This window comes from Verrucosispora sp. WMMA2044, assembly GCF_027497155.1.
Lineage (GTDB): Bacteria > Actinomycetota > Actinomycetes > Mycobacteriales > Micromonosporaceae > Micromonospora > Micromonospora palythoicola.
The window spans coordinates 4,187,779-4,205,606 of sequence record NZ_CP114913.1 but is presented as its reverse complement, the minus strand read 5'-3'; the positions used below and the strand labels follow the sequence as shown (position 1 = coordinate 4,205,606).

At 72.5% G+C, this 17,828-nt stretch carries 22 protein-coding genes; 9 read left to right on the top strand and 13 right to left on the bottom strand.

The features are described 5' to 3' along the window. Positions 1 to 41: 41 nt before the first annotated feature. The 4 genes from O3597_RS19135 to O3597_RS19120 all read right to left on the bottom strand — a co-directional run bounded on the left by O3597_RS19135 (position 42) and on the right by O3597_RS19120 (position 3,217). Positions 42 to 740, bottom strand: coding sequence for a TetR family transcriptional regulator (locus tag O3597_RS19135; protein WP_164445817.1), 699 nt, complete (start codon positions 738 to 740; stop codon positions 42 to 44). Next, entirely contained in the window at positions 703 to 1,197 is a 495-nt protein-coding gene (locus O3597_RS19130; protein ID WP_164445816.1) for a DCC1-like thiol-disulfide oxidoreductase family protein, read from the bottom strand. Before O3597_RS19130 ends, O3597_RS19135 begins: the two co-directional genes overlap by 38 nt. Then, positions 1,194 to 1,679 carry a hypothetical protein gene (locus O3597_RS19125; protein ID WP_281601931.1) on the bottom strand — a complete coding sequence of 162 codons (486 nt, stop codon included), beginning with the start codon at positions 1,677 to 1,679 and terminating at the stop codon, positions 1,194 to 1,196. Before O3597_RS19125 ends, O3597_RS19130 begins: the two co-directional genes overlap by 4 nt. Positions 1,680 to 1,762: 83 nt before the next feature. Then, positions 1,763 to 3,217, bottom strand: coding sequence for a glycoside hydrolase family 3 N-terminal domain-containing protein (locus O3597_RS19120; protein WP_281601930.1), 1,455 nt, complete (start codon positions 3,215 to 3,217; stop codon positions 1,763 to 1,765). 168 nt (positions 3,218 to 3,385) lie between these two features. Here O3597_RS19120 and O3597_RS19115 point away from each other — a divergent pair, with 168 nt between their 5' ends. Beyond that, positions 3,386 to 4,561, top strand: coding sequence for an ROK family transcriptional regulator (locus O3597_RS19115; protein ID WP_281601929.1), 1,176 nt, complete (start codon positions 3,386 to 3,388; stop codon positions 4,559 to 4,561). 12 nt (positions 4,562 to 4,573) lie between these two features. Here O3597_RS19115 and O3597_RS19110 read toward each other — a convergent pair whose 3' ends face one another. After that, positions 4,574 to 5,587, bottom strand: a complete 1,014-nt coding sequence (locus O3597_RS19110; RefSeq protein WP_164445813.1) for an ABC transporter permease subunit — start codon at positions 5,585 to 5,587, stop codon at positions 4,574 to 4,576. After that, entirely contained in the window at positions 5,584 to 6,597 is a 1,014-nt protein-coding gene (locus O3597_RS19105; protein WP_281601928.1) for an ATP-binding cassette domain-containing protein, read from the bottom strand. Before O3597_RS19105 ends, O3597_RS19110 begins: the two co-directional genes overlap by 4 nt. Positions 6,598 to 6,699: 102 nt before the next feature. Between O3597_RS19105 and O3597_RS19100 the strand changes: the two genes are divergently transcribed. Both O3597_RS19100 and O3597_RS19095 read left to right on the top strand, forming a co-directional pair. After that, entirely contained in the window at positions 6,700 to 7,542 is an 843-nt protein-coding gene (locus tag O3597_RS19100; RefSeq protein ID WP_281601927.1) for an ABC transporter ATP-binding protein, read from the top strand. Positions 7,543 to 7,572: 30 nt separating this feature from the next. Next, positions 7,573 to 8,472 carry a ribokinase gene (locus O3597_RS19095; protein ID WP_164445810.1) on the top strand — a complete coding sequence of 300 codons (900 nt, stop codon included), beginning with the start codon at positions 7,573 to 7,575 and terminating at the stop codon, positions 8,470 to 8,472. A gap of 5 nt (positions 8,473 to 8,477) precedes the next feature. Here O3597_RS19095 and O3597_RS19090 read toward each other — a convergent pair whose 3' ends face one another. Continuing rightward, complete coding sequence (locus O3597_RS19090) at positions 8,478 to 9,494, bottom strand: helix-turn-helix domain-containing protein (RefSeq protein WP_164445809.1); 1,017 nt, start codon at positions 9,492 to 9,494, stop codon at positions 8,478 to 8,480. Positions 9,495 to 9,565: 71 nt separating this feature from the next. Here O3597_RS19090 and O3597_RS19085 point away from each other — a divergent pair, with 71 nt between their 5' ends. Then, positions 9,566 to 10,024, top strand: coding sequence for a rhodanese-like domain-containing protein (locus tag O3597_RS19085; RefSeq protein WP_281601926.1), 459 nt, complete (start codon positions 9,566 to 9,568; stop codon positions 10,022 to 10,024). Positions 10,025 to 10,114: 90 nt separating this feature from the next. Here O3597_RS19085 and O3597_RS19080 read toward each other — a convergent pair whose 3' ends face one another. The 3 genes from O3597_RS19080 to O3597_RS19070 are packed head-to-tail and all read right to left on the bottom strand — an operon-like array spanning position 10,115 to position 11,837. Then, a complete protein-coding gene (locus O3597_RS19080; protein WP_164445807.1) occupies positions 10,115 to 10,786 on the bottom strand; it encodes a hypothetical protein in 672 nt (223 codons plus the stop codon). 46 nt (positions 10,787 to 10,832) lie between these two features. Beyond that, a complete protein-coding gene (locus O3597_RS19075; RefSeq protein ID WP_164445806.1) occupies positions 10,833 to 11,312 on the bottom strand; it encodes a DUF6232 family protein in 480 nt (159 codons plus the stop codon). A 48-nt stretch (positions 11,313 to 11,360) separates the two neighbouring features. Next, positions 11,361 to 11,837, bottom strand: coding sequence for a DUF6232 family protein (locus O3597_RS19070; protein ID WP_281604588.1), 477 nt, complete (start codon positions 11,835 to 11,837; stop codon positions 11,361 to 11,363). A gap of 193 nt (positions 11,838 to 12,030) precedes the next feature. Between O3597_RS19070 and O3597_RS19065 the strand changes: the two genes are divergently transcribed. Together O3597_RS19065 and O3597_RS19060 are read left to right on the top strand one after the other, a co-directional pair. Beyond that, positions 12,031 to 12,804 carry an enoyl-CoA hydratase-related protein gene (locus O3597_RS19065; protein WP_281601925.1) on the top strand — a complete coding sequence of 258 codons (774 nt, stop codon included), beginning with the start codon at positions 12,031 to 12,033 and terminating at the stop codon, positions 12,802 to 12,804. Between the two features lie 77 nt (positions 12,805 to 12,881). Then, entirely contained in the window at positions 12,882 to 14,504 is a 1,623-nt protein-coding gene (locus O3597_RS19060; protein ID WP_281601924.1) for an acetolactate synthase, read from the top strand. 23 nt (positions 14,505 to 14,527) lie between these two features. Here O3597_RS19060 and O3597_RS19055 read toward each other — a convergent pair whose 3' ends face one another. Genes O3597_RS19055 through O3597_RS19045 form a run of 3 tightly spaced genes read right to left on the bottom strand, consistent with a single transcriptional unit; the run spans position 14,528 to position 15,660 of the window. After that, positions 14,528 to 14,941 (bottom strand): PLD nuclease N-terminal domain-containing protein, encoded by a 414-nt coding sequence (locus O3597_RS19055; protein ID WP_164445803.1) that lies wholly within the window; start codon positions 14,939 to 14,941, stop codon positions 14,528 to 14,530. 30 nt (positions 14,942 to 14,971) lie between these two features. After that, positions 14,972 to 15,274, bottom strand: coding sequence for a DUF202 domain-containing protein (locus tag O3597_RS19050; protein WP_164445802.1), 303 nt, complete (start codon positions 15,272 to 15,274; stop codon positions 14,972 to 14,974). Then, on the bottom strand, positions 15,271 to 15,660 hold the full coding sequence (locus O3597_RS19045) for a DUF202 domain-containing protein (RefSeq protein ID WP_164445801.1): 390 nt from the start codon (positions 15,658 to 15,660) through the stop codon (positions 15,271 to 15,273). Before O3597_RS19045 ends, O3597_RS19050 begins: the two co-directional genes overlap by 4 nt. A gap of 41 nt (positions 15,661 to 15,701) precedes the next feature. On the opposite strand from O3597_RS19045, the gene O3597_RS19040 reads away from it, so the two are divergent. From O3597_RS19040 to O3597_RS19030, 3 genes are all read left to right on the top strand, one after another. Continuing rightward, positions 15,702 to 16,499, top strand: a complete 798-nt coding sequence (locus tag O3597_RS19040; RefSeq protein ID WP_281601923.1) for a GNAT family N-acetyltransferase — start codon at positions 15,702 to 15,704, stop codon at positions 16,497 to 16,499. Between the two features lie 2 nt (positions 16,500 to 16,501). Next, on the top strand, positions 16,502 to 16,918 hold the full coding sequence (locus tag O3597_RS19035; RefSeq protein ID WP_164445799.1) for a hypothetical protein: 417 nt from the start codon (positions 16,502 to 16,504) through the stop codon (positions 16,916 to 16,918). Positions 16,919 to 17,042: 124 nt separating this feature from the next. Beyond that, a complete protein-coding gene (locus O3597_RS19030) occupies positions 17,043 to 17,822 on the top strand; it encodes an electron transfer flavoprotein subunit beta/FixA family protein (RefSeq protein ID WP_093401799.1) in 780 nt (259 codons plus the stop codon). The last annotated feature ends 6 nt before the right edge of the window (positions 17,823 to 17,828 follow it).

Here is a 17,828-nt window from a genome sequence, read left to right as displayed (position 1 = left end):
GACTTGACCTGGGAAGAAGCGTTACCTCTCGCCCGACGCGGTCAGTGACGCAGGGTGTGAATCAGGCTGACGACCTGCTGGGTCACCGGCCGCAGCACGCGCAGTCGCGACAGCTGCACCAGCCGGTCGACAAGCGGCACCGCGCCGTCGATCAGCTGCCGGGTCCGGGCCTGTCCCGGCGAGCGGTCGTAGACCCAGAAGAGCACCACGCCCATGTAGGCGAGCCAGAGCAGCTCGGGCAGTTGGCGGCGAAGCTCCGCGTCGACCTTGGCGGTGGAACCGGTCAGCACCTCGGCGTAGAGGCCGATGGACGCCTCGCGGGGCCCGGAGGACTCCGCGGAGAAGGGGCTCAGCGGGGAGGTGGGTTCCGCGGCGGTCTTGAAGAAGCTAGCCGCGAACTCGTGCGACGGTGTCAGCACGTCGATGCCCGCGTGCAGCACCCCGGCCAGCCGGGCGGCGAAGTTGGATTCGCGTTCCAGTACCGGCTCGGCCGCCGCCCGGTGCTCCGTCTGCGTCCGGGCGTAGAACTCCTGGATCAGGTGTTCCTTCGACTGGAAGTAGTAGTAGGCGTTGCCGACCGCGACACCGGCCTCCGTCGCGATGGCGCGCATGGTGGTGCGGGCGTAGCCGCGTTCGCGGAACAACCGCATCGCGGTCTCCAGGATCAGCTGCCGCGTCTGCTCGCCCCGGGCGGTCGCCGCCTCACCCGCAGCGGTCGTCGGCACAGTCTGGTCGGTCATTCCGGTCACCGTATCCCGCCGCGTCGCCGGTCGGCTCCGGCGACGGTTCACGGACCCGCTCGCGTACCGCCGACGCGGCGGCCACCACCCGCCGGGCCAGAGGCAGCAGGTGGGGGCGGGCGAGACGCTGGGCCGTCTCCCGGTGGTCGGCCAGTGCCCACAGGCACGCGAACCAGGCTCCGTCGCCCGCGTAGACCTCGCCGTTGTCGGCGATCACGGTGAGGTCACGCAACGTGGCGTCGTGGTCCAGGCCGGGGAAGCGCTGCCGGGCGGCGGTCGAACCGGCCGGCACGAACTCCAGCGGTACGAGTTGCGGACGCGACGAGAGCCAGCCGCGCGCGGCCCGGCACAGTGGGCAGTGTGCGTCGTAGAGGACGGTGAGGCCGCGGATGCCACCGCCCCCGTGTGCGGTGGCATCCGGCAGTCCCTCCGTTCCGCCCTGGCCCGGCCTGGTCATCGGGCCGGCGGGTTGGCCTGGCCCGGTGCGGCCGGTGCGGCACCCGGGCCAGGCATGCCCGGACCGGGCGCCGTGGGCGGATGGGCGGGCTGGACCGGCAGTCGGCCGACGGGGGCCAGTGGGGGATGGGTGGCGAGCTGACGCAGCCGGTTACGCCGGTACCGGCCCAGGGCGAAGACGTTGAAGAAGTGCAGCGCGCCGAGCACCAGCAGCACCAGCCCGATCTTCCACGAGAGTTCCTCCATCGCGATGCTTGTGGAGCCGACCTGCTCGGAGTGCCGCATCGCCACCGTGACGTAGCCGAGGTTGAGCAGGTAGAAGCCGACCACGAGCAGGTTGTTCACCGCCCGTGCCAGGCGTCCGTCGGCGAACACCTCTTCGAGGAAGACCAGCCCGTTGCGGCTGAGTGCCCGCGCCACCCAGACGGTCAGCCCGATGCTGACCGTCAGGTAGACCAGGTACATCCAGACCTTGATGTCCATGTGTCGACCAATATTGAACGCGTTCAACTTGATGGGCGTAAGCGTAGGGCAGAAGTTGAACGCGTTCAAGATGGCGTTCGGGATCAGTGGGTCAGGCCGAGTGCCTCGGCGGCGGCTCGGCCGTTGGCGTGGCTCGCGCCGTACGTGGTGACGAAGGCTCGTACGTGGTCGGGTCGCCAGGTCGCCGGCCAGCCCATCTCCACCACGGCCACCGGATGCGTGGCGGACAGCGCGTCAACCAGCTCCGGACCGCCGGGCAGCCGGTGCAGATGGCGGGCGACCAGGAGGATCGGCCGGCCGGCGGCCCGTCGGCGCAGGTCGGCCGGGTCCGTCTCGGCGGCCACCACCCGGATCTGTTCGGCGCCGCCGCCCAGGTGTGGTCCGAGACCCCACGGCACCCGGCCCTCGGCGATCGTGGAGTTGCCGTGCAACTGCACCACGAGCGACCGGTCCAGCCCGGTCGGCGCGCCCTCCACCCGTAGCGCTCGGCGGGCCGCCGCGTACCCCAGGTCGCCGGAGGCGGCGGTGGTGCGGTCGGCGGTCCGGGTCCAGGCGGCGAGGTCCGCGACACGACCGGCCGCCTGCTCGACACGGGACCGGTCCAGCCGGCCGTCGCCGAGCGCCGCCACGATCTCGGTGGCGACCCGCTCAACCAGGTCGGCATCGACCTTGGCGCCGATGCAGAGCAGATCGGCCCCGGCGGCCAGGGCGCGTACCGCGCCCGGGGCGATGCCACCGGCGGCCAGGGCGGCACCCTTCATCTCCAGCGCGTCGGTGACGACGACGCCGTCGAAGCCGTACTCGTGGCGCAGCAGGTCCACCAGCACGGTCCGGCTGAACGTGGCGGGCAAAGTCCCGGTCAGCGCGGGCACCCGGATGTGTGCGGTCATCACCGCCTTCGTCCCGGCGGCGACCACCGCGGCGAACGGCGGCAGGTCCCGCCGGCGCAGCAGCTCGGGCGCGACGTCCACGGTGGGTAGTTCGTGGTGGGAGTCCGCCACGGTGGCGCCGTGGCCGGGAAAGTGCTTGGCGCAGGCCGCCACTCCGGCGACCTGGAGCCCGGCGGTCGCGGCGGCGGCGTGCGCGGCGACCTGCTCCGGGTCGGCGCCGAAGGACCGGGTGCCGATGATCGGGTTGTCGTCGGCGGTGTTGACGTCGACCGTCGGTGCCAGGTCGAGGGTGATGCCCACGCCGGCCAGCTCGGTGCCGATGGCCTGGTAGACCTGGCGGGTGAGCGTCACGTCGCCGACCGCGCCGAGCGCGGCGTTGCCCGGGTACGGACTGCCGGTGGCGTGGGCGAGCCGGGTGACGTCGCCGCCCTCCTCGTCGATGGCGACCAGGACGTCGGACCGGCCGGCGCGCAGCATCGCCGTGCTGGCGGACACCTGGGTCGGTTCGATGACGTTGCCGCCGAACAGGGTGTGTCCGGCGAGTCCGTCGGCGACCAGGTCGACGGCCCACTCGGGCGGGACCGACCCCGGGTACGCGGCCAACAGGGTGCCCAGCGCCAGCCGGCGCAGTCCTGGATCCAGCCCCACGTGCTCTCTCCTCTCGATGCCGGCCGGCGCGGATCTCGTACCGGGTCGGCGGAGGGTCGCGCTCCCACGTGGCCGATACGCTACGGCTTACCCGTTCGCCTGTCGGTTCTACGGCTTCAAAGGTTCATACAGTTAGCAAAGTTTACTAATAACTTGAGGACACATGGCATGAGCGCGACCCGGCTGCCCGGCACCCCACGTCTGTTGCGGGCCCTCAACGACCGCGCGGCGCTGGAACTGCTGCTGGAGCAGGGACCACTGACCCGGGCCCGGATCGGCGAGCTGACCGGCCTGTCCAAGGTCACCGCCTCGCAACTGGTGGAGCGGCTGGAGGAGCGCGGACTGGTCACCCGCGTCGGCGAGCAGGCCGGAGGCCGCGGACCGAACGCCCAGCTCTACGCCGTACGGCCCGGCAGCGCACACGTGGTGGGCGTCGACGTGGGCCCGGAGCGGGTGGTGGCCGCCTGCGCCGACATCACCGGTGCGGTCATCGGGCGCGTCGAGCAGTCCACCCAGGACACCGACGACCCGGTCGGCGTGGTGCACAACGCGGTCGTGCGGGTGGCCGGCAGCGCCGGCGCGCAGCTGTCGAGCGTACGCCGGATCGTGCTCGGCACCCCCGGCCTGGTCGACCCGGGCACCGGCGACATCACGTTCGCGTACAACCTGCCCCGCTGGCATCGGGGTCTGCTCGCCGCGCTCCGCGACGACCTGGACACCCCGGTGGTCTTCGAGAACGACGTCAACCTGGCCGCGGTGGCCGAGGCGCAGTCCGGCGCCGCCCAGGGCCTGGCGGACTTCGTCCTGGTCTGGGTCGGTGCCGGTGTCGGTCTGGCGATCATGTTGGGCGGCCGGTTGCACCACGGCAGCAGCGGTGCCGCCGGTGAGATCGGCTACCTGCCGGTGCCCGGCGCTCCCATCCCACGCGACGTGTCCCGCCGGGCGAAGCCGGCCTTCCAGCAGTTGGCCGGCGCCGACGCGATCCGCGGCCTGGCCCGGGAACACGGCTACCCGGACGCGGCCGCCGCCGACGCGGTCCGGGCCGCGATCGCCGACGGCACCTCGGGTGGGCCGATGCTCGACGAGGTGGCCCGCCGGCTCGCCCTCGGCGTGGCGAGCACCTGTGTGGTGCTGGACCCGCCGCTCGTGGTGCTCGCCGGAGAGGTGGGGCAGGCCGGCGGGGCGGCCCTGGCCGAACGGGTGCAGCACGAGGTCGCCGCGATCACCCTGGTACGGCCCCGGGTGGTGCCCACCGGACTGACCGAGGAGCCGATTCTGCACGGCGCCCTGCGCACGGCCCTGGACGCCGTCCGCGACGAGGTCTTCGGCTCCACCATCGCCTGAGCCGGGCGAGGGTCAGATCAGGTCGCGGCGGCGGAAGATGGCGAAGGCGGAGGCGCTGAGGCCGGCGGTGAGCAGCAGCAGCACCGCCAGCGCCGGCTGCCAGGTCAGGGTGTAGCTGCCGTCGCAGTAGCTGTCGACGACGGTCCGGCAGGCGGTGCTGTCCCAGAATCTGACCTCGCCGGCCAGCCACGCGCCGACGTAGCTGGCGAGCATGAGCTGGTCGGGCCGGGCCACCTCGAGGATCTGCAGCACGATCCGCCCACCCAGCTCCCACACCACCAGGTAGGCGGCGACCGCGCCGAGCGCCGCCGCCGTGTGCCGTCCCATCGTCGCGATGGCGAAGCCGGTCGCCGCCGCGAGCAGCACAAGCGTCAACCCGCGCCCCCAGATCGCGCCCAGGTCGGCCCAGAAGGCCGCGTTGGTCGGTCCGGGATAGCCGGCGACCTGCGCGATGACCCAGAAGGTGACGAGATAGGCGAGTGAGGCGAGCACCGACACCGTCAGCACCGCCCCGAGCAGCGTGCCGAGTTTTGCGCCGAGCACGGTCAGCCGGCGTGGTCGCCACAGCAGCAGGTTGACCACTCCGCCGGAGTTCAGGTCGGCGCCGATGTACGAGGCGCCGACCAGGAACCCGAAGAGCACCAGGTACGCCACCAGGAAGTAGAGCAGCGGCTCGGCCTGCCGGGTGAAGGTGAACACCCCGGTCAGGTAGTCGGCGGCCACCGGCAACCGGTCCCGCAGCGCCGGGTCCAGTTCGGAGCAGTCCGGTGGCAGGTAGAACCCCTCGTCGCCGGGGAGCGGCTCGCCCCGGTCCCGGGCCAGGCACCGCTCGTGCTCCAGCTCCATGCCGCGCAGGTTGGCGGCGGCCTGCCGCTGCGCCTCGGCCAGCTCGACGGCGGAGGGTTGGTGCGACCCGGCCAGCGTGGTCGCCGCGGTCACCCCGAACGCCAGCATCAGCAGCACGATCATCAGCTGTACGAAGCGGCGGGCACCGAGCCGCTCCAGCTCGGCACGGATCAGGTTCACGCGTCCACTCCCCGCATTCCGAGGTCGATCTCCTGGTCGGCGGCCGGGCCGCCCGCCGGTGTCGAACCGTCCACCTGCCGGGGCACACCCGGATGCGCCGGGGCGCCGGTCAGCTCCAGGAAGACGCTCTCCAGATCCGGCCGCAGCGGCGTCAGCTCGCGTACCCAGACCCCCTGCTCGCCCAGCGTCCGACTCACCTCGGTCGGGTCCGGCACCCCGCTGACCACGAGGTGGTCGGCGTGGCCGGTGACGGTCAGCCCGGCGGCCAGCAGCAGCTCCTCGGCGCGGGCCAGGTCGTCGACGCGGACCAGGTGCTCGTTGTGGTCGAAGCCGGCGAGCACCTCGGTGACCGGGCCGGCCGTCACCCGCCGACCCCGCGAGATGATCGTCACGTGGTCGCAGATCAGCTGGATCTCGGCCAGGATGTGGCTGGATACCAGCACCGTCACGCCGTTGGCCGCCAGCGCCCGGACGAGGTCGCGCATCTCCCGGATGCCCGCCGGGTCGAGCCCGTTCGCCGGCTCGTCGAGTATCAGCAGCTCGGGTCGCTTGAGCAGCGCCGAAGCCACCGCCAGACGCTGCTTCATGCCCAGCGAGTAACCCTTGACCCGCTCGTCGCCCCGGTCGGCCAGTCCGACCTGCTCCAACACCTCGTCGACCCGACTGACCGGAACGCCGCCGGCGAGGGCGAGCAGCCGCAGCGTCCGGTACCCGGTGAAGTTGCCGTAGAACTGCGGGCTCTCCACGATCGCACCGACCCGGCCGGCGACCTGAGGCAACTGCTCCGGCGCGGCGGCACCGAGCACCCGCATCCGCCCGTCGTCGGCGCGTACCAGCCCGAGCAGCGCGCGCAGGGTGGTCGTCTTTCCCGATCCGTTGGGCCCGAGGAAGCCGTGCACCTGGCCGGCCTCGACCAGCAGGTCGAAGCCGTCGACCGCGACCCGTCGCCCGCGACGCAGGCTGTGGAAGGTCTTGCGGAGACCTTCGATCTCGATGACCCCACTGGTCATTGGCGGCCCTCCGGGTGGGGTGAGCAACGACACGGCGCCTCACCCTACGGCGACGACGCCGGCCCGTGGGGGCACCACGGGCGTGCGTGGTTGGATGGGCTGGTGACTGGTGACCTGATCCCTGGCGCCGCCGGCGCCGCACCCGCCCCCTCGCCCGTGGACGCGGATCTGGTGGTCAGCCTCGACGGCGTCGCCGTACGCCGGTCCGGCACCGCCCTGCTGCACGACGTCGACTGGCGGGTGGAGCTGGACGAACGCTGGGTGGTGCTGGGGCCCAACGGTGCCGGCAAGACCACCCTGCTCAACATCGCCGCCGGACGACTGCATCCGACCACCGGCACCGCACACGTGCTGGGCGAACGGATCGGTCGCACCGACGTCACGGAGCTGCGTACCCGGATCGGGCTGTCCACCGCCGCGCTGGCCGAGCGGGTGCCCGCCGGCGAGCGCGTCGTCGACGTGGTGCTGACCGCCGCCTGGTCGGTGGTCGGCCGGTGGCGCGAGGACTACGACCCGGCCGACGAGGCCCGGGCTCGGGCGTTGCTGGACCAACTGGGCGTCAGCGCGTTGGCCGACCGGGCGTACGGCACCCTGTCGGAAGGGGAGCGCAAGCGGACGCAGATCGCGCGGGCGCTGATGACCGACCCGGAGCTGCTGCTGCTCGACGAACCGGCGGCCGGCCTGGACCTGGGTGGCCGGGAGGATCTGGTCGCTCGCCTCGCCGACCTGGCGCAGGATCCGGACGCTCCGGCACTGGTACTGGTCACCCACCACGTCGAGGAGATTCCCCCCGGTTTCACCCACGCGCTGCTGCTGCGCGACGGGGCCGTGATGGCGCAGGGCCTGCTGCCCGACACCCTCACCGCCGACAATCTCACCAAGACCTTCGGGCTGCCGCTGCTCGTCGAGCGCCACGGCGACCGCTACACCGCCCGCGCCGCCTGAGACGACGCCCGCGACATCCGGGAGGTGCCCGTGCGACAGACCCGTGTCGTGGTGGTGGGCAGCGCCAACATGGACCTGGTGGCCACCGCCGAGGCGTTGCCCCGCCCGGGGGAGACCAGGCTCGGCACCGACTTCGTCACCGTGCCCGGCGGCAAGGGAGCCAACCAGGCCATCGCCGCCGCGAGAGCCGGTGCGGCAAGTGTCTTCCTCGGCGCGATCGGCTCGGACGCCTTCGGGGTGACCCTGCGGGCGCGGATCACCGCCGCCGGGGTCGACACCGGTCAGCTGCGCACCACGTACGGAGCGTCCGGGGTGGCCCTGGTCATGGTCAACGCCCAGGGTGAGAACGCGATCCTGGTGACCCCGGGGGCGAACACGTCGCTCACCGAGCTGACCGAGACCGAACTCGCCGCCGTACGCGACGCGGATGTCCTGGTCGCGCAGCTGGAGATCCCGGTGGAGACGGTGACCGAGGCGGCGGTGGCGGCCCGCGCCGCCGGAACCCGCGTGGTGCTCAACGCGGCGCCGGCCGTGCCACTGCCGCCGGAGCTGCTCGCCGCCGTGGACGTGCTGGTCGTCAACGAGAACGAGGCGCAGGCGTACACCGGACGGGGTCGGGAGGAACCGCGGGCGCTGCTCGACCTGGTGCCCCGGGCGGTGCTGACCCTCGGCGCCCAGGGTGCCTGGTACGGCGACCGGGACGGCACGGCGGTACACGTGCCGGCGGTCAAGGTGGACACGGTCGACTCGACGGCCGCCGGTGACGCCTTCACCGGTGCGCTCGCCGTGGCCTGGGGCGAGGGACGCGACCTGGTGGACGCGGTGCGCTGGGCCTCGGCCGCCGGTGCCGCCTGCGTACGCCGGCTCGGCGCCAGCGTCTCGCTGCCGCACCGGGTCGAGATCGACCAGCTGTACGTGCCCGCGCCCTGACCGGATCAGGGCCGCTCGGACGGGCTCGGCCGTCCCGCCCGGCTCGCCTGCGCGGCGGCACCGCCGGTCCGGAACGCGCGACGGTACGCCGACGGTGAGGTCCGCATCGCCCGGGTGAAGTGGTGACGGTAGGTCACCGGGGCGTCGAAGCCGACGGCCGTCGCGATCTGCCCGACCGGCGCGTCGGTGGTTTCCAGCAGCGCCAGGCTGGCCCGGATCCGTTGCTCGACCAGCCACCGGATGGGGCTGGTGCCGGTGGCTCTCGCGAAGTGCCGCAGGTAGGTGCGGGTCGACATGTGGGCCTGCCGGGCCAGCCGGGCCACCGTGAGTGGCTCCGCCAGGTGAGCCAGCGCCCAGTCGATGCTGCCGGCGATCCGGTCGTCGTCCGGATCCACCGCCACCGGCGCTTCGACGAACTGCGCCTGACCGCCGTCGCGATGCGGTGGGATCACCAGTCGTCGGGCCACCGCGTTGGCCACGACCGAGCCGTGGTCGCGTCGTACCACGTGCACGCACAGGTCGAGGCCGGCGGCGCTGCCGGCGCTGGTCAGGATGTCCCCGTCGTCGAGGTAGAGCACGTCGGAGTCGACCATGACCCTCGGGTACCGGCGGGCCAGCAGGTCCGCGTACCGCCAGTGGGTGGCCGCCCGTCGACCGTCGAGCAGGCCGGCACCGGCCAGCGCGAAGGCGCCCGAACAGATGGACAGCAGCCGGGCGCCGGCCCGGTGCGCCCGGCGCAGGGCCGCGACGAGCTCCGGCGACGGTGTGCCGTGCACGTCGGGTACGCCGGCAACGACGACGGTCGCGGCGGCGGCCAGCACATCGAGGCCGTACGGACTGTGCAGGCTGGCGCCGCCGAGCAGTGGTACGGGACCCGGTCGCTCGGCGCACAGCCGCAGGTCGTACCAGGGCACGTCGAGCTCCGGCCGGGGCAGCCCGAAGACCTCCGTGGCGATCCCGGTCTCGAAACCCGACATCCCGGGGTACGCGAGCACAGCCACACTGCGGTCGACCGGCGTCATGGCCGGATGTTAGCGGAGGACGGCGTGACCGCCACTCGCCCGGCGGTCGGCACCGTTCAATGATCGGGGACATGACCCGAACCTTCGCCGTACCGGCCGCCGAGCCGTCCACCGCCGTCGCCCACTTCCTCGCCCGACTGCGCTTCGAGACCGACGTGGCCGACGTGCACCACGACCTGACCGCAGAGCTGCCCGACCTGGTCGTGGTCGACTCGCGCGGCGACGCGGCCTGGGCGCAGGGCCACCTGCCCGGCGCCGTGCACCTGCCCACCGACCTGATCGCCGCGCGGGCCGCCGACGCGGTGCCGCCCGACGCGCACGTGGTCACCTACTGCTGGGGGCCCGGCTGCGACGGCGCCACCCGGGCGGCGCTGGAGTTCGCCCGGCTCGGCTACCGGGTCAAGGAGATGCGCGGCGGCTACGAGTACTGGGTGCGGGAGGGACTGCCCGTGGTGACCGCCACCGGGCTCACCCACCGGCCGGTGGACGACCTGACCGCTCCCCGAACCGCCGCCACCTGCGACTGCTGACCGCCACCCGCCGAGGGGACCGCGGGTCGGGCGGTCAGACCGTCTCCGCTCGCGACTGCGGGGCTCACAAACCCGGCTCACTCCTCGCGCTCAGCCGGCGTCGTCGTTGAGCTTCTCGCCCCGTCGGCGCAGCATCGACAGACCGGGGATGCCCGCCACCGCGAGCTTGAGATCCCGGGTGACGTCGAGCAGGTCGTGCAGGTCCGGGCCGACCCGGTCCAGGGTGGCCAGGATCGGCAGGACGTCGGCGGTCAGGTGCTGCCGTAGCTTCGGCAACTCGTCGACCAGCCGGACCGCCGCGGTCACCTCCTCGTGGCTGAGCTGCTCGACGAAGTGGGTGGCCATCGGGGCGGCCCGGCGCAGCGCCGGCTCGTACGCCTTCAGCAGTTCGGCCGCGGTGGCGGCGGCCTCCGCCGCCGTACCCACGGTCTCGGCGGCCCGCCCGGCCACCGAACCTGCCGACTCCACGACCACGGCCGCCGCCGCGGCGACCTCGGTGGCGTTGTCCACGGCGGCGGTGGCGGCGGCACTGATCACCGCGACCTCACGGACCGCCACCTCGGCGTCGGTGACCATCTGGTCGGTCCGGTCCAGGGTCTGCTCGACCCGGTCCACCACACCGTTGATCCGGGCCAGCAGCGCCTCCACCTCGTCGAGTACCGCGAACGCGCGGGCCGGGATGGCGGCGAAGGACGCGGCCTGGTCGAGGGCGGAACGGGTGAGACCGAGGACCGCGGTCGGCCGGGGAAGAGGGAGTGCCATGGGATCAAGTGTGCGTCGGGCGGGCCAGCACCGCCCGACGACGGTCTCACCCGTCGCTCTGGTGCTCGACCGCGCGTTGCACCGCCCGGTAGATCTGGCCGAACCGCAGCGCGTCCGGTGTGCGCAGCACCATGACCTCCTGCCGCCGGTACTGCACCCACAGTTCCAGCACCCGGTTACCGCGCTCGTACGAGCGGTCCAGCCAACCGAGCGGTATCTCCAGGAACGGGACCAGGGCGAGCGGGACGATCACGCACGCGGCGAGCACGATCAGCGCCGGCAGCCACTCGCCCCGGTCCTGTGCGGACCAGGCCAGTGACAGCACACAGATCAGGCCCACCAGCGGAGGCAGGGACAACAGCAGGACCAGCACGCCCCGGCCGAGAACCCGACCGCGTACGGCGAGGGTGGTACGCCCCTTCGCGTGCCAGACGTAGGTGACCTCGGCGATCGGGATGACATGTCCACCGGCCCGGATCGTCTCGGAGGTCACCTGCACCGCGTCGTCCCGGTAATAGAGGGCCATCACTAAGCCTAAGCACCACCGGGCAACCTTGCGTAGTCGGTTGGGCGCTCAGCGTCGACGGGGTGGTATCGGTCGGCCGACCTCCATGGCCCGTTGCACGGCCCGGTAGATCTGCCCGAAACGCAGCGCGTCCGGCGTGCGCAGCAGTTGCACCGGGCGGCCTCGCCAACGGATCCAGACCTCCCGCTGCCGGCTGCCCCGGGCGTAGGAGCGGTCAAGGTGCTCGAAGAGGAAGTCGGCGATCGGCCCGACCGCCAGCCCGACCAGCACGGACGCCCCGACGATGGCGATCGTGACGGTTGCCGACCGGTCCAGCCGGATGGCGAGCGCGACTCCGGCGACGGCGGCCACCAGCGGGGCGACAAGCGCGGCGCCGAGGGCGCCCCGCCCGGCCAGCACCCGCCAGGAGCGGGTGCCGTGCTGGTGCCAGATTTCGCTGATCTCGGCCAGTGGATAGACCCGGCCCTCGACGGTGACCGCTGCCGAGGTGACCCGGACCGACCGGTCGTCGTAGTAGGTGACCACGGCGCGCCGCTCACCCGGCCCGTGCGCGCGGCCGGGGTGTGGCGACGGCGTCGCGGCACGGCCGGTGCGGGGCTCAGGGTGACGAGGATTCATCGTGCGACTCCCGACCGACGGGGCTGGCACCAGACTACCTACCCCAACGAGCCGGGTCGTAAGGTTGGCACGCGACTTCGACGAGGAAGTGAGGCTCAGCGTGGGCGAGTTCGTGCGGCTGGAGACCCGGGACGGCATCGGCACCATCCGGCTGGAGCGGCCGCCGATGAACGCCCTCAACACCCAGGTGCAGGAGGAGTTGCGCGCCGCCGCGACCGCGGCCACCGCCGACCACGACGTCCGCGCGGTCATCGTGTACGGCGGCGAGAAGGTCTTCGCCGCCGGTGCGGACATCAAGGAGATGGCGGACATGTCCTACGTGGACATGGCCGCGCGGGCCGCCGACCTGTCGAGCGCGCTCGGCGCGATCGCCCGGATCCCCAAGCCCGTGGTCGCCGCGATCACCGGTTACGCGCTGGGCGGCGGCTGTGAACTGGCGTTGGCCTGCGACTGGCGGGTGGTGGCCGAGGACGCCAAGCTCGGCCAGCCCGAGATCAAGCTGGGCATCATCCCCGGCGCCGGGGGCACCCAGCGGCTGGCTCGGCTCGTCGGGCCGGCCCGGGCCAAGGATCTGATCATGTCGGGGCGGATGGTGGACGCGCCGGAGGCACTGCGGATCGGCCTGGCCGACCGGGTCGCCCCGGCGGCCGAGGTGTACGACACCGCGGTGGCGATGGTGCGGCCGTACCTCACCGGCCCGGTGCAGGCGCTGCGCGCGGCGAAGCTGGCCGTCGACGGTGGTCTGGACATGGACCTGAACTCGGGTCTGGCCTGGGAGAGTCAGCTTTTCGCGGCGCTGTTCGCCACCGACGACCGACGCGAGGGGATGGCGGCCTTCGTGGCGAAGCGGAAGCCGGACTTCACCGGGCGCTGAGCGTGCCGAGAATGGTTCACATTCTCCCTACCGGCCAGTAGCGTGTGACTCCGGTCAGGCGACGAGAAGGAGTGGGAATGACGGAGCGGATCGAAGGCCACGGCGGGGAGCTCGCCCTCGCGGCGCTGCGCGCGTACGGGGTGCGGGAGATGTTCACCCTCTCCGGCGGACACGTGTTCCCGCTCTACGATGCCGCGCACAAGACCGACTTCCCGATCTACGACGTGCGGCACGAGCAGTCCGCCGTCTTCGCCGCCGAGGCGGTGGCGAAGCTCCAGCGCCGACCCGGCCTGGCCGTACTCACCGCCGGCCCCGGCGTGACCAACGGCATCTCCGGTCTGACCAGCGCCTTCTTCAACGCCTCGCCAGTGCTCGTGCTGGGCGGCCGGGCACCCCAGTTCCGCTGGGGCTCCGGCAGCCTCCAGGAGATGGACCACCTCCCGCTGGTCGCCCCGGTCACCAAGCACGCCGAGACGGTGTTCAGCGCCGACGACATCCCCCGGGCGGTGGCCGCCGCGCTGACCACCGCCCTCACCCCGCACCGGGGGCCGGTGTTCCTCGACTTCCCGCTGGAGGCGGTCTTCTCGGTCGGCGACGCCGAGCTGCCGGCCGGGCCGCAGCTCAGCCCGCTCGAAGCCGACCCCGACGAGGTGGCCCGCGCCGCCGCGCTGGTCGCCAGCGCGGCCCGTCCGGTGATCATCGCCGGCTCGGACGTCTGGACCGGTGACGCGGTCGACGAGCTGCGGGCGGCGGCCGAGGCGCTCACCGTGCCGGTGTTCACCAACGGCATGGGCCGCGGCGCCCTGCCACCGGAGCACCCGCTGGCCTTCGCCAAGGCCCGGCGGGTGGCCCTGTCCAACGCCGACGTGGTCGTGGTGATCGGCACCCCGTTGGACTTCCGGCTCTCCTTCGGCGACTTCGGCGAAGCCCAGGTGGTGCACATCGTCGACGCGCCCAGCCAGCGCGCCGGTCACGTTCAACCCGCCGCCGCACCCGCCGGTGACCTGCGGGGAATCCTCACCGCCCTGGCCGAGCACCCCGGCGACCGGGTCGACCACGACGACTGGGTCGCCCAGCTGCGGACCGCCGAGGACGCGGCGAAGGCCCGCGACGCCGAGGAGATGGCGGCCGAGACCGACCCGATCCGCCCGGCCCGGATCTACGGCGAGCTGCGCAAGGTGCTCGCCCGTGACGCGGTCACCATCGGCGACGGCGGCGACTTCGTCTCGTACGCGGGGCGGTACCTGGAACCGGCCCAGCCCGGCACCTGGCTCGACCCCGGCCCGTACGGCTGCCTCGGCACCGGCATGGGGTACGCGATGGGCGCCCGGGTCACCCACCCGGACCGGCAGGTCTGCGTGCTGATGGGCGACGGCGCTGCCGGTTTCTCGCTGATGGACGTGGAGTCCCTGGCCCGGCAGAAACTGCCGGTGGTCATCGTGGTCGGCAACAACGGCATCTGGGGGCTGGAGAAGCACCCGATGCGGGCCATGTACGGCTACGACGTGGCCGCCGACCTGCAACCCGAGCTGCGCTACGACCAGGTGGTCGGCGCGCTCGGCGGGGCGGGCGAAACGGTCGCCAAGGCCGCCGATCTGGGTCCGGCCCTGCAACGGGCCTTCGACGCCGGGGTGCCGTACCTGGTCAACGTGCTCACCGATCCGGCCGACGCGTACCCCCGCTCCTCGAACCTGGCCTGAAACCGCGGGATCCCGCCCCGGCGCTACACCTCGGGGCGGGGTTCCTCGCGCGGCGGCTCGCCCTCCCGCCTGCGCAGGTCGTCCTCGCGTTTGCGCAGGTCCTCCTCCCAACGGCGGAAGAGTTCCTGATCCTCCCGGCGCGAGCGCTCCTCGATCGAGCGGAGGAACTCCGGGTCGTCGTCGGGTGCGACGGGTCGGTGGCGTTCGGCCGGGCGTGCCCCCGGAGCCCAGGACGTCGACCCGCCGACAGGTTTGCGCTCCCGGCCGGCGACGAACCAGGCGATCGAGCCGACCAGCGGGAAGAACAGGATGATCAGCAGCCAGGCGATCCGGGGGAGGTGGCGGATGCCGTCCTCCTCGGCGGAGAGGCAGCTGATCAGGGCGCAGACGGCGAGGACGACCTGCACCAGGAAGAGGAGGATGTACAGCCGGGCCATGTAACCATCATTACCTACCGCGCACAGCGGTCACAGCCCGCGCAGCACCAACAGCGCTCCGAGGAGTGCAAATCCGGCGGCGGCCAGCCCTACCAGGGCGAAAAGCCGACCGCCGGTCGGGGGTATGCCGCTGCCGGTGGCCCGTCGCCAACAGAGCGTGACGACCACACCCCAGCCGAGGATGGTCAGCGCCGCCAACCCGGCTCCGACCGGTCCGCCGGTGAGCGCGAGGCGGACGGTCAGCAGCGCCACGACGGTCAGCGTGAGCAGGGTGCGCCGCCAGGCAAGCCGGGTGCGTTCGGGTTGCAGGCCCGGGTCGCGAACGGTGCTCATCCGCGTATCGCGCCGGCCAGCACCGCCACCACCAGGGACAGCGCGCCGAGGCCGACGGTCAGCGCGAGTACGGCCGGGAAGCGGGACGCGGGCAGCTCCTCGCCGAGCCGGATGGCCCGCTCGGTGCGGGCCCAGTGGTCGACGGCCCGGATCGCCACCACGCCGCCGAGCAGCAGCAACGCCACGGCGATCGCCTCGCGCAGGTGGACCAGGGACAGGGTCGGCAGGAACTGCGCGGCGGCCAGCCCGCCGGCGATCAGCGCCAGCCCGGTACGCAGCCAGGCCAGGAAGGTGCGCTCGTTGGCCAGCGAGAAGCGGTAGTCGGGGGTGGTTCCCACCGAACGCAACTCCTGCGGATCGAACCAGTTCCTGATCATCTGCCACACGAGAGTGATTATCCGATTCCCGGCGGGAATAGGTTGGGAGCATGACGGATCTTGACGCGAGCACGCTGCGGGCGGCGTACGACACCCAGTTGCGGCCGGGCCTGCCCGACCCGGTGCCCGACGGCGTGGTGGTGGAGTCGGACGGTCCGGTGTTCCGGGTGCGGGGCCTGGACCAGCGGGGCCTGGTGACCTACCGCGACCTCGGTGGGTTGGCCGGTGCGGATCTGGACGAGTTGATCGCCCGGCAGGTGGCGGTGTTCCGTGAGCGGGGTGAGCCGGTCGAGTGGAAGCTGCACGGCCACGACGAGCCGGCCGACCTGCCGCAGCGGCTGCGCGCCGCCGGATTCGTGCCGGAAGATCGGGAGACCGTCGTGGTCGGCCCGGTCGCCCCGTTGGCCTCCGCGCTGCCGGTGGTGCCCGAGGGTGTACGCCTGCGGGAGGTGACCGGGCGCGCGGAGCTGGACCGGATCGCGGAGCTGAAGACCCAGGTGTGGGGGCGTGACCTGTCCGGCCTGGCCGACGGGCTGGAACGGGAGATCGCCACCGACCCGCAGGCGATCACGGTCGTGGTGGCCGAGGCGGACGAGACGATGGTGAGCGCCGGTTGGGTGCGGTACGCGGTCGACAGCACGTTCGCGACGCTCTGGGGCGGCTCGACGCTGCCGCAGTGGCGGCGCAAGGGCATCTACCGCGCGCTGGTCACCTACCGGGCCCGGCTGGCCGGTGCGCGGGGCCGGACGTTGGTGCAGGTCGACGCGTCGGACGAGAGTCGTCCGGTGCTGGAGCGACTCGGGCTCGTCGCGGTCACCACCACCACGCCCTACGTCTACACTCCGTGATCATGAGCCAGCGGCTGACGGACGACGAGATGATGACCCTCAAGACGGGTGCCTTCGGCGCGGTGTTCATGGTCTCGAACGCCGACCCCGGGGTGATCGCGCTGTTCCGGGAGAGCTTCGCCGCGTCCGGGGCGATGGCCGACGCCAGCGGCGTGGTGAAGGAGGCGTTGACCAGCGGGCCGTTGCCGAAACTGCCGCGTGACTCGGCGCTCGAGGTGGAGTCGGTGGTACTGCCGGCGCTGCGCCGGAGTGTCGAGATCCTGGCCGAGAAGGTGCCGCAGGACGTGCCGGTCTACCGCGCGGTGGTGCTGGCGGCGGCCGATCGTACGGCCCGCGCCCACGACGGCGTGAGTCCGGCCGAGGCCGAGGTCATCGAACGGATCAGGGGCGTGCTGGGCGCCGATGCTACTGACAGGTAACATGGCGCCGTGGGCAACCGCACAACAGCCCATGGTTGACCGGACGGCACCGCACGCGCGAGGCTGCGCCCAGATCTGGGGCGAAAAGATCACATAACCACAGCAGGAGGGTCGTCGAAGCGCGATGAACATCGTCGTACTCGTCAAGCAGGTGCCCGATTCGGGCGCGGACCGCAACCTGCGTACTGACGACAACACTGTCGACCGCGGTTCGGCGAACAACGTCATCAACGAGATGGACGAGTACGCCATCGAGGAGGCGTTGAAGATCAAGGAGGCGCACGGCGGCGAGGTGACCATCCTGACCATGGGTCCGGACCGGGCGACCGAGTCGATCCGCAAGGCGCTGTCGATGGGCCCGGACAAGGCGGTGCACGTGGTGGACGACGCCCTGCACGGCTCCTGCGCCGTCGCCACCTCGAAGGTGCTCGCCGCCGCGCTGGGGCAGCTCAACGCCGACCTGGTGCTCTGCGGCTCGGAGTCGACCGACGGGCGGGTGCAGGTGATGCCGCACATGCTCGCCGAGCGGCTGGGGATCGCGGCGCTGACCGGTGCGCGCAAGCTCACCGTCGACGGGGCCACGCTCACCGTGGAGCGGCAGACCGAGGAGGGCTACGAGGTGGTCACCGCCTCGACCCCGGCCATCGTCTCCGTGTGGGACACCATCAACGAGCCCCGGTACCCGTCGTTCAAGGGCATCATGGCCGCCAAGAAGAAGCCGGTGCAGACGCTGTCCCTGGCCGACCTGGGCGTAGCCGCGAACGAGGTCGGCTTCGACGGGGCGACAAGCGCCGTGGTGGAGCACAGCAAGCGCCCGCCGCGTTCGGGTGGCGTCAAGGTCACCGACGAGGGCTCCGGCGGCACGCAGCTCGTCGAGTTCCTCGCCACCGAGAAGTTCGTGTGAGGGGTG